Origin of the sequence: Actinoplanes sp. NPDC049599 (assembly GCF_044465625.1) — a bacterium.
GTDB lineage: Bacteria > Actinomycetota > Actinomycetes > Mycobacteriales > Micromonosporaceae > Actinoplanes.
Map to the genome: position 1 here is coordinate 105622 of NZ_JBITLX010000003.1, position 15232 is coordinate 120853.

Here is a 15232-nt window from a genome sequence, read left to right on the forward strand (position 1 = left end):
GGCATGCGCTCTTCACCGGAGTACGACCAGCTCGTCGGCGAGGCCTCGGGCGTGCCGATCACCGGGTGGGAGTTCGCCTGGCTGGACGGCCGCGCGGTCGGCTCCGACCCGTCCTGGTCCTACCCCGAGCTGGCCCGCCCGCTGCTGCGGCACGCGCAGAGCCTGCTGGACCTCGACACCGGCGGCGGCGAGCTGCTCGTGGAGCTGGCGCCGCTGCCCGCGCACACCGTCGCGGTGGAGGGCTGGGCGCCCAACGTGCCGGTCGCCCGCGACCGGCTGACGCCGTTCGGGGTGTCGGTGGTCACCGAGCTGCCCGGCGGCGAGAACGAGTTCGACGTGGTGCTGAGCCGGCACGGCCGGCTGCCCGCCGAGGACATCGCGCGGCTGCTCAAGCCGGGCGGCACCCTGCTGAGCCAGCAGGTCGGCAGCGACGACCTCAAGGACCTGAACGCCGAGCTGGGCGCGCCGCCGCCGTACGCGACGAGCTGGACGGCGACCGAGGCGGTCGCGGCGCTGGAGAGCGCCGGCCTGACCGTGACCGACGTCCGCGAGGAACGCCCGCCGCTGACCTTCCACGACGTCGGCGCGCTGGTCTACCAGCTGCGGGCGGTGCCGTGGCAGATCCGGGACTTCACCCCGCAGCGGTACGACCGCGCACTGCGCCGGATCGACGCGCTCATCCGCACCCACGGTCACTACAGCGCCACCGCGCACCGGTTCTTGGTCCAAGCTTCACGCCCATAGGGGTGTCATTCCGGCGCGTTGTCGGTAGGGTCCGACGTGGACCAACCACCCAGGGGAGGGGTATGACTACCCTGCATCACCTGTCTCAGGCTGCCGACCACATCTCCGGTATCTGTTTCAAGACCGGCCCGCCCCGGCGCATCGGCGTCGAACTGGAATGGACCGTCCATCGATCGGACGCTCCGGCGGAATACCTGGAAGCCGCCGACCTTCGCACAGCACTCGGCACCCACGCACCATCCGCACTCGGCAATCCCCACCCCGGCGCAGTGTTACCCGGCGGTGGCGCGGTGACCGTCGAGCCCGGCGGCCAGCTCGAGATCTCCTCGGCGCCGGCCGGCTCCCTCACCGAGTTGTACGAATCCCTCAGCACCGATCACGCGTACCTGCGTGCCCTGCTGGCCCGTTCGGGCCTGGTCCTCGGTGACAGCGGGCTCGATCCGTACCGGGCGCCCCGGCGCCTGCTGCACACCCCGCGGTACGCCGCCATGCAGCGCAGTTTCGACGCCGCCGGCCGGCACGGCCGGACCATGATGTGCAGCACCGCCGGCCTGCAGATCTGCCTCGACGCCGGCACCGAGAGCCAGCTGCCGCGGCGCTGGGGCGCCCTGCACGAGATGGGGCCGGCGCTGCTGGCCGCGTTCGCCACCTCGGGCCGGCACGCGGGGCGCGACACCGGCTGGGCCTCGGCCCGGATGGCCACCTGGTACGGCATCGACCCCCGCCGCACCCGCCCGGTCGGCACCCCCGGCGACCTGGCCGCCGGCTGGGCCGAGTACGCCCTCGCCGCCCCGCTGCTGTGCGTGCGCCGCGGCGAGCAGGAGTGGGACGTGCCGGCCGGCGTCACCTTCGCCGACTGGATCGACGGGGCGCTGCCCGGCCGGCCCGCGGTGGACGACCTCGACTATCACCTGAGCACGCTGTTCCCGCCGGTACGCCCGCGCGGCTACCTCGAGGTCCGCTATCTCGACGCCCAGCCCGGAACGGAGTGGATCGCCCCGGCCGCGGTCGTGGCGGCGCTGCTGGCCGACGACACCACCACCGACGCCGCCCGGGCCCTCGCCGCCGAGTCGGCCGGGCAGTGGCTGACCGCCGCCCGCGCCGGGCTGGCCGATCCGACGATCCGGCGTACCGCCGCGGCGCTGCTGGATCTCGCCTGCCGCAACCTCGACGGCACCGGCCTGCCCCGCGCCGTGCGGGACGTGGTCACCGACATCGTCGCCCGGCGCCTGGACCGCGCCGGCACCCGGAAGGACGCGCACCGATGACCCAGGACCTCCGCCTCACCGTGGCCGCCGAGCTGGACCGTGCCCGGGCCCGTACGGCCCTGCTGACCGACGCCGTGGACGACGCCGACCTGGTCCGGCAGCACTCGCCGCTGATGTCGCCGCTGGTCTGGGACCTGGCGCACGTCGGCAACCAGGAAGAGCTCTGGCTGGTCCGCGACGTCGGCGGCCGCGAGCCGGTACGCCGCGACATCGACGAGCTCTACGACGCGTTCAAACACCCGCGCGGCGACCGGCCGGCGTTGCCGCTGCTCGGGCCGGCCGAGGCCCGCGCCTACGTCGGTCAGGTCCGGGACAAGGCCCTCGACGTGCTGGACCGGGTCCGGCTGGACGAGGACCGGCCGCTGCTCGCCGACGGGTTCGCCTTCGGGATGATCGTGCAGCACGAGCAGCAGCACGACGAGACCATGCTCGCCACCCATCAGCTGCGCCGCGGTGCGCCGGTGCTGACCGCCGATCCGCCACCGCAAGCCCGGGTGCCCGTCGCCGGTGAGGTGCTGGTTCCCGGCGGGCCGTTCACCATGGGCACCGACACCGAGGCGTGGGCGCTGGACAACGAACGGCCGGCGCACACAGTGGACATTCCGGCCTTCTTCATCGACGCGGCCCCGGTCACCAACGACCGGTACGCGGACTTCATCGAGTCCGGCGGCTACGACGACCCGCGCTGGTGGAGCGAGCGGGGCTGGGCGTACCGGCGGAGCGCCGGGCTGACCGCGCCGCTGCACTGGGAGCGGGACGGTGACGGCTGGGCGGCGACGGCGTTCGGGCGTACCGCGCGGATCGTGCCGGACGAGCCGGTCGTGCACGTCTGCTACTTCGAAGCGCAGGCATACGCGGCCTGGGCCGGGAAACGGCTGCCCACCGAGGCGGAGTGGGAGAAGGCGGCCCGCTTCGACCCGGCGACCGGGCGGTCCCGGCGCTTCCCGTGGGGCGACGACACGCCGGAGCCCCGGCACGCCAACCTGGGCCAGCAGCACCTGTCCCCCGCGCCGGCGGGCGCCTATCCGGACGGCGCCTCGCCGCTGGGGGTGCACCAGCTCATCGGCGACGTGTGGGAGTGGACCAGTTCCGGCTTCCACGCGTACCCGGGTTTTGCCGTGTTCCCGTACGAGGAGTACTCGCAGGTGTTCTTCGGCGGCGACTACCGGGTGCTGCGGGGCGGCTCCTTCGGCACCGACCGGGCCGCCTGCCGGGGTACGTTCCGCAACTGGGACCACCCGATCCGGCGGCAGATCTTCAGTGGCCTCCGCTGTGCCCGCGATGCCGGCTGATGTGCCGTCACCTGGCTTATCTGGGACCACCCGTACCGCTGGCGCGGTTGCTGTTCGACGCGCCGCACGCCCTCGCCCGGCAGGCGTGGGCGCCGCGCGACATGCGCGGCGGCGGCACCATCAACGCCGACGGCTTCGGCGTGGCCTGGTATCCGAGCGCCGGCGCCGATCCGGTCCGGTACCGCAGCGCGGCTCCACTGTGGTCGGATACCGCACTGCCCGGCCTCGCCGCCCACACGGTTTCGGGCGGGGTGCTCGCAGCGGTCCGCTCGGCCACGGTCGGCATGCCGGTGGTCGAGACCGCCGCCGCGCCGTTCGCCGAGGGACCGTGGCTGTTCAGCCACAACGGGGTGGTGCGGGGCTGGCCCGACGCGATGGCCGGGGCAGCCGCCCGGCTGCCGGTGCGCGACCTGCTGACCCTCGACGCCCCGACCGACTCCGCGCTGCTCTGGGCGCTGGTCCGGGACCGGCTGCGGGCCGGGGCGCCGCCCGCCGAGGCGCTGGCCGCCACGGTCGCCCTGGTCTCGGCGGCGGCGCCCGGCTCCCGGCTCAACCTGCTGCTGACCGACGGGCGGCAGATCGCCGCCAGCACCGTCGGCCATGCCCTGTCCGTCCGCGCGGACGCCACCTCCGTGCTGGTCAGCTCCGAACCCCTCGACCCCGGCCCGGCCTGGACGGCCGTGCCGGACGGCCATCTGCTGGTCGCCGCACCGTCCCACCTGGACATCACCGCCCTAGGGAGATCATGAGCGCGCTGGAGATCCACCTCGACGATCAGGACCTCGACCGTACGCTGCGCGGCGACGTGGCCGCCGGGCTGACCGCCAGCCCGAAGTGGCTGCCACCGAAGTGGTTCTACGACGCCCGCGGCAGCGAGCTGTTCGAGGACATCACCCGGTTGCCGGAGTACTACCCGACCCGCACCGAGCGGGCGATCCTCACCGAGCGGGCCGCCGACATCGCCCGGATCACCGAGGCCAAGACCCTGGTCGAGCTCGGCTCCGGCTCCTCGGAGAAGACCGTGCTGCTGCTCGACGCGCTGCTGGCGCACGGCACGCTGGGCGCGTTCATCCCGCTCGACGTCTCGGCGTCCGCGCTGGGCGAGGCCGTCGACCGGCTCGCCGTCCGCTATCCCGACCTGTCCGTCCGGGGCGTGGTCGGCGACCTGACCCGGCACCTGGCGCACATCCCGGACGGCGACAGCCGGATGGTCGCGTTCCTCGGTGGCACCATCGGTAACCTCGTCCCCGCCGAGCGCGCCGAGTTCCTGTCCCGGCTGCGGGCCGTGCTGCAGCCCGGCGAGTGGCTGCTGCTCGGCTCCGACCTGGTCAAGGACCCGGCGGTGGTGGTGCCCGCGTACGACGACGCGGCCGGGGTGACCGCCGACTTCAACCGCAACGTGCTGCGGGTGGTCAACCACCGGCTCGGCGCGGACTTCGCGGTGGACGCGTTCGCGCACGTGGCGCGCTGGGACGCCGAGCAGGAGTGGATCGAGATGCGGTTGCGGGCCACCACGGCCCAGCGGGTGCACATCAGGGATCTGGGCCTGACCGTGGACTTCGCCGCCGGCGAGGAGCTGCGCACCGAGATCTCGGCGAAGTTCCGCCGGGCCGGGCTGGCCGCCGAGCTGGCGACCGCCGGCTTCGCGCTGCGGCACTTCTGGACCGACCCGGCGGAGCTGTTCGCGGTGTCGCTGGTGCAGGCCGTGTAGTGGTTCAGCCCGGCGGTGCGGAACGGGACGCCCGGACGAGTGATTCCTGGAGCGCGTCCTCGGCGTCGTGCCGCGAGCCGGGCATCCGGTAGCAGCGTGCCGGCAACTCGGCGCGGTAGCCGCCGACCAGCCGTCCGAAGGCGTCGGCGTCACCGGCCCGCGCCGCCGCGAGCAATGCTGTCTCGTCCCGGGCGTCCAGGGCGGCAGAGCCTAACGAGCGGACCGGGCGACGGGTCGCGCGGAAAGAGGTCAAAAGTTTTTGGGTATTTCCGCTCTGGCATTGGCCCGGTTTCGCCGGAAGACTGGGTGAGTGTCGGAATCCTCATGGTACGACCCCCAGCCTGTCGGCCGGCGCCTCACCGTCGCGCGCCGGGAAAAGCTCGAGTGCGCGATCGCCCTCCTGCTGCTCGCCGGGCTGCTCGGGCTGCTCGTGGTCGGTGTGGCCCGCGACGATCCCGGGCCGCCCCGACCGGCCGCGAGCCCCGCACCCTGAGCCCGGGCCCCGGCGCGGTCCGGGTCAGTCCGGCAACGGGCCCGGTTTGGCCAGGTAGTAGCCCTGGCCGAAGTCCACGCCCAGGCTGCGCAGCTTGTCGTGCTCGGCGCGGGTCTCGATGCCCTCGGCCACCAGTCGCGCGCCCACCTCGGCCGCGAACGAGACCAGCGAGCGGGCCAGCGCCGCGCGTACCGGATCGGCGTTGATGTCCCGGGTGATGCTGATGTCCAGCTTGATGATGTCCGGGCGCAGCTGCAGGATGTGCCGGAGGCTGGCGAAGCCGGCCCCGGCGTCGTCGACCACGATCAGCACCCGGGCCGCCCGCATCCGGTCGGTGACCTCGTTGAGCGCCGGGTAGTCCGGCACCGGGGTGTGCTCGGTGACCTCGACGCAGATGTTGCCGTGCGCGTGGGCCAGCACCGCCGCCTGCACCGCGGGGGACATCAGCGCCTCCACCGAGAGGTTGACGCCCAGCGTGGTGTCGGGCGGCAGCTCCCCCAGCGACTCGAAGGCCCGCTCGATCGCCAGCAGCTCCAGCGCGACGCCGAAGCCGGACCGGGCCGCCGCGGCGAACGCGTCCGCCGGGCTCGGGAAGGCCGCCAGGTCGAAGCGGGCCAGCGACTCGTAACCGACCACCGCGGCGTCGCTGAGCCGCACGACCGGCTGGAACACCATCCGGACCGCCCGGTCGCGCAGCACCTCGACGAGCATCTCGGCGTCCTCGCGGTGCCGCCGGGCCAGCGGGTCGGTCACGTGCTCACCGAGCGCGGTGGCGAGCGCGGTCAGCAGCGGGCCGGCCGCCGGTGAGTCGCCGTAGCGGGTGCGGGCCAGCCCGAGGAGGCGCTCGACCTGCGGCCACGAAGCGCTCACGGTGATCCTCCCGGTCGGCGGAGCTGGACTGTCCGGGCCCATCGGCCGGGCCGGCCGTGAGCTGAGAAGATCAAGACCCGGGGAGTCAGGAGAACAGCCGTGAACGTGGTGCTCTGCAGCGTCGCCGCCGAGGGTCACATCGGGCCGATGCTCGCGGTCGCCCGGGGCCTGCGCGACCGCGGCTGGCGGGTCCGGTTCATCACCGGTGCGAGGTTCGCCGACCAGGTCGCGCAGGCCGGCGCCGAGTTCGTCGCGCTCCCGCCCGACGCGGACGTTCTGGACCGGCTGGACCGCACCCGGCGCCGGTCCGGGCGAGCGGTGCTGAACGAGGAGCTACGGCCCGCGTTCCTGGACCCGGCGCCGGGTCAGGCCCGGGCGCTGCTCGGCGCCCTCGCGCAGGAGCCGGCCGACGCGGTGCTCGCGGAGAGCGCGTTCCTGGGGGTGGCCGCGCTGCACGCCCAGCCGGCCGGGCAGCGCCCGCTGCACGTGCTCTGCGGGGTCATCCCGCTCGGGCTGCCCAGCGTCGACGTGGCCCCGTTCGGGCTCGGGCTGACGCCGCTGCCGGGTCCGCTCGGGCGCCTGCGCAACCGTTTCCTGACCTGGCTGGCGACCCGGGTCATCCTGCGGCAGGCCCACGCGGACACCGACCGGACGCTGCGGGAGCTCGGGGCGGGCGGCCTGCAGGGGCAATTCCTGACCAGCGGCCAGCGGGACGCGGACCTGATCGCCCAGTTCACCGTCGAGTCGTTCGAGTACCCACGCAGCGACGCCCCCGACCACCTGGTCTTCGTGGGCCCGATGACGCGGACCGCGCGGCACCCGCCCGCCGCCGAGGACCCGCCGATCGTGCACGTCACCCAGGGCACGGTCGCCAACCGCAGCTGGACCGACCTGGTCTCCCCGGCCCTGGAGGGGCTCGCCGACCTGCCGGTCAGGGTGCTGGTCAGCACCGGCGGACGGGACCTCGACACGCTGCCGCAGCTGCCCGCCAACGCCGAGGCCGTGGAGTTCCTGGACTATCCCGAGGCGCTGCCGCGGTGCAGCGTCTTCGTCACCAACGGCGGGTACGGCGGCCTGCACGCGGCCCTGGAGCACGGGCTGCCGATCGTGGTCGCCGGCGACACCGAGGACAAGAAGGAGACCTCCGCCCGGGTCGAGTGGGCCGGCGCGGGGATCAACCTGCACACCGGTCAGCCCACCCCGACGGCGATCCGGCAAGCCGTCCGGCAGATCCTGGCCGAGCCGGCCTACGCGGCCGCCAGCCGGCGGATCGGCGCGCAGATCGCCGGCTCGCCCGGCGTCGCGGGACTGGCCGAGCGGATCGAGGAGCTGGTCAGCCGACGACCGCCAGCGCCTCGATCTCGATCCGGAAACCCGGATGGACCAGGCCGCTGACCTGCACCAGGGAACTCGCCGGCGGCCGCCGCGGGTCGATGAACTCGTCCCGGACCGCCCGGAAGTCGCCCAGGTCGCCCATGTTGGTGAGGAACACGGTCAGCTTCACCACGTGCGCCAGGTCGGTGCCGGCGGCGTCGAGCGCGCCCCGCAGGTTGTGGAAGACCTGCCGGGTCTGCGCCCGCGGATCGTCGGCGCCGACCAGCCGTCCGTCGGCGTCCAGCGGCACCTGACCGGAGACCACGACCATCGTGCCGGTGAACGAGACGGCGTGGCTGTATCCGTTCGTCGGGGGCAGCCCGGACGGATTAATGTGGTGCTGCATCCGCGCAGCGTAACTACGGTGGCGGCATGTCGCGAGTCTTCGGTGAGGTCGCTGCCCTGTACGACGACATCCGCCTCGGCTACCCGGGCGAGCTGCTGGAGACGCTGGTGGCGTACCACGGCGGCGTCCCGGCGCCGGTCGCCGATGTCGGCGCGGGCACCGGCAAGGCCACGGAGTTGCTGCTCGAGCTGGGCGTGCCGGTGATCGCCGTGGAGCCGGACCCACGGATGGCGGCGGTCCTGGCGCAGAAGTTCCCCGGCGTCGAGACGGTGACCGCGGCCTTCGAGGAATGGACGCCACCGCCGGGCGGGGTCGGCCTCATCAGCTGCGCGACGGCCTGGCACTGGTTCGACCCGCGGACCCGCGTCCAGCGTGTGCGCGCGGCCCTGCAGCCGCGCGGCACGCTGGCGATCTTCCACCACCGCCACGGGTACGCCGATCCGGTGCAGCAACGGACGATCGACGCCATCCACCAAGCGATCGACCCCGCGCAGACCGTCGACGACCGCCCGGTGGACTGGGCCCGTACCGACCTCGAGCACAGCGGCCTGTTCACCGACATCGAGGTGCACGAGTGGCACTGGCACCCGGTGTTCAGCACGGAACAGTATCTGCGGCTGCTCCAGACGTTCTCCACGTTCCGGCTGCGCTCGCCGGCCGCTCAGCGGCGCACCGTGACCGGCCTGAGCGCGGCGATCGACGGCTGGGGCGGCAGCCTCCGGATGGACATCCACACGGTTCTGGTGGTTGGCCGGGCTGCCGCCTGAACCGCCGGGTCAGCGTTCCGGCAGCCACGCCTGCCACTTGGTGCGGTTCGCGTCCAGCCAGCGCTTGGCGGCGTCGTCGCGGGACAGCTTCTTGACGGTGATGTCCCGGGCGACCTCGTTCTGGTCGTCGTTGGTCCAGCGGAAGTTCTTGATCAGGTCGGCCGCCGGGCTGCCCGAGTCGACAAACGCCTTCCGCGCGATCTTGTCGAGGTCGTACGGCTGGTAGTCGCACTTGACCGTCTCGGGATCCGAGTCGCAGCCGGGCTTGTAGATCGGCAACGGGATGTGCACCAACTTGATCTCCGAGAGCAGCCACTGCGGGGTGTAGAAGTAGCCGATCAACGGCTTCTTCTCGGCCTCGGCCCGCTGGAACTCCGCGATGAGCGCGTCCTCGCTGCCGGCGTACACCACCGTGAAGTCGAGGTCCAGGTTCTTGATCAGCGAGGCGTCGTTGGTGACGAACGACGGGTCGCCGCCGAGCAGCTGGCCCTTGGCGCCGGACTTCGCCGTCTTGAACAGGTCGGCGTACTTGCGCAGGCTCTTCCACTTGGTGATGTCCGGGTACTCCTCGGCCATCCACGGTGGCACGTACCAGCCGATGACGCCCTTGTTGCCGGTCAGGCCCTGCTCGACGGCGACCCGCTTGTCGTCGATGTAGGTCTTCTTGAGGTCGTCGTGACCCCAGTTCTCCAGGATCGCGTCGACCTCGCCGCTGGCCAGGCCCTCCCAGGAGGCGTCCTCGGTGAGTTCCTTCTCCACCACCGTGCAGCCCAGCTCCTGCTTGAGCAGGTAGCTGACGACCGCGACGTTGGCGGCGTAGCCCACCCACGGGTTCACCGCGATCGAGACGGTGCCGCAGGGGGTGCGGTCCACCCCGGGCGGGGGCGTGATCGCCTGGGACGAGTCCGCGCAGGCTGCCAGCGCCGCCACACTCAGCAGGGCGACCGCGGTGCGTACTCGCATCGTGCTCCGTTTCCATGTCGTCAGGGGACTCACCACGTCGGCACCGGCCGTTCCCGGCTCAGCCGCTTGGCCAGGACCTCCTCGGTCAGCGCGACCAGGAGGTTCTTCACCGACTCGCGGTGGCGCGCGTCGCACTCCAGCACCGGCACACTGTCGCCGATGCCCAGGGCGTCGCGGACCTCCTCGAGGTCGAAACGCTGCGCCTGGTCGAAGGTGTTGACCCCGATCAGGAACGGGATCTCATGCTCTTCGAAGTAGTCGATCGCCGGGAAGCAGTCCTCGATCCGCCGGGTGTCCAGCAGCACGATCGCGCCCAGCGCGCCGTCGACCAGGTCGTCCCAGAGGAAGGCGAACCGGTCCTGCCCGGGCGTGCCGAACAGGTACAGCAGCAGGGCGTCGTCGAGGGTGATGCGGCCGAAGTCGAGGGCCACGGTGGTGGTGGTCTTGCCGGACACCGCGGAGGTGTCGTCGATGCCGATCGACCGCTCGGTCATCTCGGCCTCGGTCACCAGCGGCTCGATCTCGGAGATCGCACCGACGAAGGTGGTCTTGCCGACGCCGAATCCGCCGCTGATGACGATCTTGACAGCCACCGGCGGCAGTGGAGCCGGCTCACTAGAGCGCCCGAACACGATCCCGGATCCTTTCGATCAGTGCGATGGGCAGCTCACCGAGCTGCTCCTCGATCCGCAGGTAGCCGTCCGTCACCAGGTCGGCGACGATGACCCGGACCACACCGAGCGGCACCTGCAGCGCCACCGACAGGTCCGCGATGGACATCGGCGCCTGGCACAGCTCGACGATGCGGCGCGATTCGAACCGCAGGGGCGCCGACAACGCGGCCGGAGCCGCGTGCAGCAGGGTCTCGATCCGCAACCCGTCGTGCAGCGGGCGGGTCCGGCCACCGGTCAGCATGAACGGGCGCACGACCAGGTCGTCACCCGGTTCCGGGGCGGCGTGCGCCGGCGCGGGCGCCGGCTCCGACCAGGACGGCATGGACGGCTCGGCGTACGGGATCATGCGGGGATCCGGGCCCCACTCCCCGCGGTGACTCATCGCGACTCCCCCCACTCACTCATCGCGGCAGGTACTGGCGGGATTCGGAGATCAGCGCCGGCGTGAGCAGCGTGCCGAACCGCTCGGCCAGCAGGGATATCTCGTAGCCGACGAGACCCACGTCGCTGTCGCCGCCGGCCACCACACCCAGGCAGCTGCCGCCGGCGATGACCGACACCAGCAGGAAGCCCCGCCGCATCTCGATCATGATCAGCTTCAGGCCGTCGAAGTCGTAGCGGCGCGAGGCACTGCGCGCGACGCTGGCCAGACTGGACACGATCGCCGCCAGGTGGTCGGCCTCGGCCCGGCTCAGCCCGTCCGAGCTGGCGATCAGCAGGCCGTCGGAGGACACCGCGACCGCGTCGCGGACCCCGTCGGTCTGGTGCACGAAGTTGCCCAGCAGCCAGTTGAACTGGTGCCGGTCGGCAGACGTGTCAACGCTCATGGCTACTTCTTTCGACCTCGTCGCGGGGGTGGGAGGGGGTGAGGGTCATGGTCAGCCGGTGGGGTCGGTGCTGCCGCGCTGCACGCCGCTGCGGAAAGCGGTGAGCCGGGCGCGTACCTCGTCCGGCGAGTCGCTGACCGGCGCCGGGCGCTCCGCGGTGCGGGTGGGTGCGGCGGGCGGCGGAGAGGAGTTGGCCGTCTTGCGGGCTCGGGGCGCGCGCTTCTTCAGGCCGTTCGGGGTGCGGTCGGCCTCGTCCTGTGGTGGTCCGAAGGTGTACATGTCCATCCCCATGGTCGAGGTGGTCATCGCGTCCTCGTACCGCGCGGTCGGCTGGTCCGCGGGCTGACGGCGGACGGCCGGGCTGCCGGGCACGGTCACGTACTCGATCGTGCCGGGCCGGATGCGGCCGTCCGGGGCCGGCGGCGGGTCGGCCGGCGGCAGCGTGAGCACCTGGGTGTCCGCCGCGTCGGAGGCCGCCAGCGCCCGCGGCCGCTCCATGGCCCGGGGCGCCTCGGGCGCCGGCCGCGACGGCCGGGCCGGCGCGGTCACCGCCTGGACCCCCGCCACGATGGACGGCGGCAGCACGATCCGCGCGGTCACGCCGGTCACCGGCGACGGCGCGAGTTGCACGTCGATGTCCATGTCGGTGGCGAGCCGGCCGACCACGTAGTGGCCGAGGAAGCGGGTCGGCGCGGAGATGAAGTCGCCCTCGCCGCGCAGCCGCTGGTTCGCCAGTTCAAGATCGGCCCGGCCCATGCCGATGCCCTGGTCGGTGATGGCGATCAGGTAGCTGTCGCCGATCCGGCGACCCTGGATCTCCACGTCCACGTCCGGCGGGGAGAAGGAGAGGCCGTTCTCCACCAGCTCGGCGAGCATGTGGGCGACGCCGCTGACCACCGCGCCGGCCACCAGCGCGTCGTCCACCCGGCGCAGCGAGACCCGGCGGTACTCCTCGACCTCGGAGACCGCGGCGCGGATGACGTCGGCGATCGGCAGCGGTTCCGACCACTGCCGCGGGCTGGCCGCGCCGACGAGGACCAGCAGGCTCTCGGCGTTGCGGCGCATGCGGGTGGCCAGGTGGTCGAGCTCGAAGAGGTTGGCCAGCCCGGTCGGGTCGGACTCCTCGCGTTCCAGGCTGGTGATGAAGCCGAGCTGGCGGCGCAGCAGGTTCTGGTTCCGGCGGCCGAGGTTGGCCAGCGATTCCGTGGTGCTGTGCCGCAGCATGGCCTGTTCGGTGGCGAGCGAGTAGGCGGTGGCCTGCACCCGGTCCAGCGCGTCGGCGACGAGCCGGACCTCGTCACTGGCGCCCGCGGGCACCGCGACGGTCAGCGGCGGGGCGTCGTCGTCGCCGGCGGTCGCCCGGCGGACCGCCTCGGGCAGGCGCTCGCCGGCCAGCCGGTTGGCCTCGGCGGCCAGCGTGGCCAGCGGCGCGGCGATCGACCGCGACGCCACGGTGGCCAGGTAGACCGAGCCGATGAAGCAGATCAGCACGGCGCCGAGCAGCAGGCCCATCCGCTGGGTCGCGTCGTCCTGCAGGGTGCCGGCCCGGGCCCGGATGACGGAGCCGACGTGCTGCTGGAGCTGCCGCATGTCGTCCAGCACCGTGGTCAGGGCCGACCACCAGGACTGCGGGTTGACCTGCAGGTTACGGCCGTCGCCGGCGGCGAGTGCCACCTGCTCGAAGTAGTCGGCGACCTGCGCGGCGCCGGTGCCGAGCACATAGTCCTTGGCCTTGCGCTGGGTGTCGTCCGCGTACCGGGTGAACGAGGCGAGGGCCGCGTCCTTGGCCGAGCGCATCGTGACGAACTGGAGGAACTCGCCGCGGTTGAAGCCGCTGGCGGAGAACACGCCATTGAGGAAGGCCCGCTCCTGGGCGGTGCTCTCCTTGGCGTCGCCGAGGGCCTCCAGGGCCGCGACGCCACGACGCAGGGCCGGGTCGGCGGAGCTGTCCAGGCCGTAGTCGACGTTGCTGAGCTCGGCGATGCGGCCGGTGTAGAAGTCGAAGGTGGGCGCGCGGTCGGCGGCGCCGGCGTCGGTGCCGGCCCGGACGCCGGCCAGGCCGTCCAGCTCGCGGACCGCGGTGGCGACCCGGTCCTGGGCGACGCCGCCGGAGGAGATCAGGTCCTCCACCTTGGCGCGCTGGTCGTCGACCCGCTTGCGGGCCGGGGCGAGCTCGGCCCGGAAGCCGACGTTGCCGCCGAGCAGACCGGCGGTGAGTCCACGCTCGGTCTGCAGCTCCTGCACCAGATCCTGGACCGCGAGGACGAGCGTGACGGCGCGCGCGGAGGCGGCGGCCGTGCGGTAGTTGTCGACCTCGGTGACGGTGATGACGCCCAGCAGCACCAGGACCGCGACGACCGGCAGGGTCAGGGTCCGGACGACCCGGCGGCGGATGCTGCCGCCGGACCGGGACGGCGTGGCGGCCGCGGTCGACGGCGCGCCTGCCATGGCGTCGACACCGGTGTCGTGGTGTGCCTGGCGCGGGCGGGGGATCCTCATCGACGAACCGCCCCGGGAGCAACGCGACCGGCTGTGAGGGCTACGACCGGACGACTCCGTGCGGACACGCGATCTCTCCTTCGTCGGGTGGCGGCTGTCTCAGGCGGCCGCTGATGGGGGAAAACCGTAGCGATGAGCTGAGTCCGGAGTCCACTGTGCACGGCTGAAGAATGCGAAACTAAACGCTCGGCACCCGGCTCCGCAAGATCAGCTCTTGGTCCGGTGGGTAGATCGGATCATCAATGGAGGGCATCAGGGTCCTGCCGGAAGGTTGCAAATAGATTTCGATCTGGATGCAAAGCGAAATCGGCGCTCCGGCGGGTGCCTTTCGGGGTCGCGAGTGAGCACAGCACGCCACTCGCGACACCCGTCGGACACTGCGTCTGTCAGCTGCCGGCCGGAATCCAGGGCTTCCAGGTGGCCTCGTGCTCATTGACCCACTTCTCGCCGGCGGCCTCGGCGGACATGCCCTGGTTGGTGATGTAGTCCGAGACCAGGTTCTGGTCCTCGTTGGTCCACTGGAAATTCTTGATCAGCTGGAACGCCGTGCTGTTGGTGTCCGCGAACTTCTTGCTCACGATCTTGTCCAGCACGTAATCGGGGTAGTCACACGCGACCTTCTTCGGGTCGGCGTCACACCCGGCCTTGTACGCGGGCAGCTTGACCCGGGCGTACTTCTCCTTGGCGAACAGCCACTGCGGCTCGTAGAAGTAGAACAGCAGCGGCTTCTTCTGCGCTGTTGCCTGCTGCGCGGCCTTGATCAGCGCGGCCTCGCTGCCGGAGTAGACGACCTTGTAGTTCAGCTTCAGGTTCTGCACCAGGGCGGCGTCGTTCGTCACGAATGACGGGTCGCCGTCCAGCAGCTGGCCCTTGCCGCCGGACTCGGAGGTCTTGAACAGGTCGGCGTACTTGTTCAGGTTCGCACCGTCGGTGATGTCCGGGTACTTGTCGACCATCCACTGCGGCACATACCAGCCGATGACGCCCTTGTTGCCGGTGGGGCCCAGGTCGACGGCGACCTTCTTGTCGGTGATGTACGTCTTCTTCAGGTCGTCGTGGCCCCAGTTCTCCACGATCGCGTCGACCTCGCCGGTCTCGAAGCCCTGCCAGGAGATCTCCTCCTTGAGGTTCTTCTTGTCCACGGTGTAGCCGAGCTTCTTCTCCAGCAGGTGACCGAGCACGGCCGCGTTGGCCTCGTAGCCCACCCACGGGTTGATCGCGAGCTTCACCGTGCCCTTGGCGCCGGCCGCCGGGGCGTCGCTGGAACCGGCGTCCGACTTCGCGCCACCGCAGCCGGCCACCGCCAGGCCCAATACCGCGGCCACCGCGGTGAGCCGGATCTTCGCTTGTCTCATCAGGGATTTCCTTCCGGATGGTGCTTGCCGCCGGGCGGCGGCAGAGGGG

17 protein-coding genes are annotated in these 15232 nt (G+C 72.1%); 8 read left to right on the top strand and 9 right to left on the bottom strand.

Going from position 1 to position 15232, the window contains the following annotated elements:
• The first annotated feature begins 3 nt into the window (after nt 1–3).
• The 5 genes from ACIBQZ_RS06655 (at nt 4) to egtD (ending at nt 5015) form a co-directional block, all read left to right on the top strand.
• On the top strand, nt 4–744 hold the full coding sequence (locus ACIBQZ_RS06655) for a class I SAM-dependent methyltransferase (protein WP_396087464.1): 741 nt from the start codon (nt 4–6) through the stop codon (nt 742–744).
• Between the two features lie 62 nt (nt 745–806).
• Nucleotides 807–2012, top strand: a complete 1206-nt coding sequence (gene egtA / locus ACIBQZ_RS06660) for an ergothioneine biosynthesis glutamate--cysteine ligase EgtA (RefSeq protein ID WP_396087465.1) — start codon at nt 807–809, stop codon at nt 2010–2012.
• Nucleotides 2009–3304 carry an ergothioneine biosynthesis protein EgtB gene (egtB, locus tag ACIBQZ_RS06665; protein ID WP_396087466.1) on the top strand — a complete coding sequence of 432 codons (1296 nt, stop codon included), beginning with the start codon at nt 2009–2011 and terminating at the stop codon, nt 3302–3304. The genes egtA and egtB overlap by 4 nt, the downstream gene beginning before the upstream one ends.
• On the top strand, nt 3304–4053 hold the full coding sequence (egtC, locus tag ACIBQZ_RS06670; RefSeq protein ID WP_396087467.1) for an ergothioneine biosynthesis protein EgtC: 750 nt from the start codon (nt 3304–3306) through the stop codon (nt 4051–4053). Before egtB ends, egtC begins: the two co-directional genes overlap by 1 nt.
• Nucleotides 4050–5015 carry an L-histidine N(alpha)-methyltransferase gene (gene egtD / locus ACIBQZ_RS06675; RefSeq protein ID WP_396087468.1) on the top strand — a complete coding sequence of 322 codons (966 nt, stop codon included), beginning with the start codon at nt 4050–4052 and terminating at the stop codon, nt 5013–5015. The genes egtC and egtD overlap by 4 nt, the downstream gene beginning before the upstream one ends.
• A gap of 4 nt (nt 5016–5019) precedes the next feature.
• Here egtD and ACIBQZ_RS06680 read toward each other — a convergent pair whose 3' ends face one another.
• A complete protein-coding gene (locus ACIBQZ_RS06680; RefSeq protein WP_396087469.1) occupies nt 5020–5268 on the bottom strand; it encodes a hypothetical protein in 249 nt (82 codons plus the stop codon).
• A 57-nt stretch (nt 5269–5325) separates the two neighbouring features.
• Between ACIBQZ_RS06680 and ACIBQZ_RS06685 the strand changes: the two genes are divergently transcribed.
• Nucleotides 5326–5508 carry a hypothetical protein gene (locus tag ACIBQZ_RS06685; protein ID WP_396087470.1) on the top strand — a complete coding sequence of 61 codons (183 nt, stop codon included), beginning with the start codon at nt 5326–5328 and terminating at the stop codon, nt 5506–5508.
• Between the two features lie 24 nt (nt 5509–5532).
• On the opposite strand, the gene ACIBQZ_RS06690 is transcribed toward ACIBQZ_RS06685, so the two are convergent.
• The gene (locus ACIBQZ_RS06690) at nt 5533–6378 is read right to left on the bottom strand and encodes an EAL domain-containing protein (protein ID WP_396087471.1); all 846 of its coding nucleotides are present in this window, start codon (nt 6376–6378) and stop codon (nt 5533–5535) included.
• 99 nt (nt 6379–6477) lie between these two features.
• On the opposite strand from ACIBQZ_RS06690, the gene ACIBQZ_RS06695 reads away from it, so the two are divergent.
• Nucleotides 6478–7773: a glycosyltransferase gene (locus ACIBQZ_RS06695; RefSeq protein WP_396087472.1), complete on the top strand. Its 1296-nt coding sequence runs from the start codon at nt 6478–6480 to the stop codon at nt 7771–7773.
• Here the strand turns inward: ACIBQZ_RS06695 and ACIBQZ_RS06700 are convergent.
• On the bottom strand, nt 7712–8098 hold the full coding sequence (locus tag ACIBQZ_RS06700; RefSeq protein ID WP_396087473.1) for a RidA family protein: 387 nt from the start codon (nt 8096–8098) through the stop codon (nt 7712–7714). The two genes, ACIBQZ_RS06695 and ACIBQZ_RS06700, sit on opposite strands and share 62 nt — an antisense overlap.
• Nucleotides 8099–8124: 26 nt before the next feature.
• Here ACIBQZ_RS06700 and ACIBQZ_RS06705 point away from each other — a divergent pair, with 26 nt between their 5' ends.
• Nucleotides 8125–8865: a class I SAM-dependent methyltransferase gene (locus ACIBQZ_RS06705; protein WP_396087474.1), complete on the top strand. Its 741-nt coding sequence runs from the start codon at nt 8125–8127 to the stop codon at nt 8863–8865.
• A gap of 9 nt (nt 8866–8874) precedes the next feature.
• Here the strand turns inward: ACIBQZ_RS06705 and ACIBQZ_RS06710 are convergent, their stop codons facing one another.
• The 6 genes from ACIBQZ_RS06710 to ACIBQZ_RS06735 all read right to left on the bottom strand — a co-directional run bounded on the left by ACIBQZ_RS06710 (nt 8875) and on the right by ACIBQZ_RS06735 (nt 15183).
• Entirely contained in the window at nt 8875–9828 is a 954-nt protein-coding gene (locus ACIBQZ_RS06710) for an ABC transporter substrate-binding protein (protein ID WP_396087475.1), read from the bottom strand.
• Nucleotides 9829–9857: 29 nt separating this feature from the next.
• A complete protein-coding gene (locus ACIBQZ_RS06715; RefSeq protein ID WP_396087916.1) occupies nt 9858–10463 on the bottom strand; it encodes a GTP-binding protein in 606 nt (201 codons plus the stop codon).
• On the bottom strand, nt 10444–10884 hold the full coding sequence (locus tag ACIBQZ_RS06720) for a DUF742 domain-containing protein (protein WP_396087476.1): 441 nt from the start codon (nt 10882–10884) through the stop codon (nt 10444–10446). The genes ACIBQZ_RS06715 and ACIBQZ_RS06720 overlap by 20 nt, the downstream gene beginning before the upstream one ends.
• Before the next feature lie 19 nt (nt 10885–10903).
• Nucleotides 10904–11329, bottom strand: coding sequence for a roadblock/LC7 domain-containing protein (locus ACIBQZ_RS06725; RefSeq protein ID WP_396087477.1), 426 nt, complete (start codon nt 11327–11329; stop codon nt 10904–10906).
• 51 nt (nt 11330–11380) lie between these two features.
• On the bottom strand, nt 11381–13828 hold the full coding sequence (locus tag ACIBQZ_RS06730) for a nitrate- and nitrite sensing domain-containing protein (protein WP_396087478.1): 2448 nt from the start codon (nt 13826–13828) through the stop codon (nt 11381–11383).
• A 386-nt stretch (nt 13829–14214) separates the two neighbouring features.
• Nucleotides 14215–15183, bottom strand: coding sequence for a glycine betaine ABC transporter substrate-binding protein (locus ACIBQZ_RS06735; protein ID WP_396087479.1), 969 nt, complete (start codon nt 15181–15183; stop codon nt 14215–14217).
• Between the last annotated feature and the right edge of the window lie 49 nt (nt 15184–15232).

Bases quoted from the DNA above. Each gene is read 5' to 3' on its own strand.
- ACIBQZ_RS06720 (WP_396087476.1), bottom strand. From the start codon at position 10,884: ATGAGTCACCGCGGGGAGTGGGGCCCGGATCCCCGCATGATCCCGTAC.
- ACIBQZ_RS06710 (WP_396087475.1), bottom strand. From the start codon at position 9,828: ATGCGAGTACGCACCGCGGTCGCCCTGCTGAGTGTGGCGGCGCTGGCA.
- egtC (WP_396087467.1), top strand. From the start codon at position 3,304: ATGTGCCGTCACCTGGCTTATCTGGGACCACCCGTACCGCTGGCGCGG.
- ACIBQZ_RS06735 (WP_396087479.1), bottom strand. From the start codon at position 15,183: ATGAGACAAGCGAAGATCCGGCTCACCGCGGTGGCCGCGGTATTGGGC.
- ACIBQZ_RS06655 (WP_396087464.1), top strand. From the start codon at position 4: ATGCGCTCTTCACCGGAGTACGACCAGCTCGTCGGCGAGGCCTCGGGC.
- egtD (WP_396087468.1), top strand. From the start codon at position 4,050: ATGAGCGCGCTGGAGATCCACCTCGACGATCAGGACCTCGACCGTACG.
- ACIBQZ_RS06705 (WP_396087474.1), top strand. From the start codon at position 8,125: ATGTCGCGAGTCTTCGGTGAGGTCGCTGCCCTGTACGACGACATCCGC.
- ACIBQZ_RS06730 (WP_396087478.1), bottom strand. From the start codon at position 13,828: ATGAGGATCCCCCGCCCGCGCCAGGCACACCACGACACCGGTGTCGAC.
- egtA (WP_396087465.1), top strand. From the start codon at position 807: ATGACTACCCTGCATCACCTGTCTCAGGCTGCCGACCACATCTCCGGT.
- ACIBQZ_RS06700 (WP_396087473.1), bottom strand. From the start codon at position 8,098: ATGCAGCACCACATTAATCCGTCCGGGCTGCCCCCGACGAACGGATAC.
- ACIBQZ_RS06725 (WP_396087477.1), bottom strand. From the start codon at position 11,329: ATGAGCGTTGACACGTCTGCCGACCGGCACCAGTTCAACTGGCTGCTG.
- egtB (WP_396087466.1), top strand. From the start codon at position 2,009: ATGACCCAGGACCTCCGCCTCACCGTGGCCGCCGAGCTGGACCGTGCC.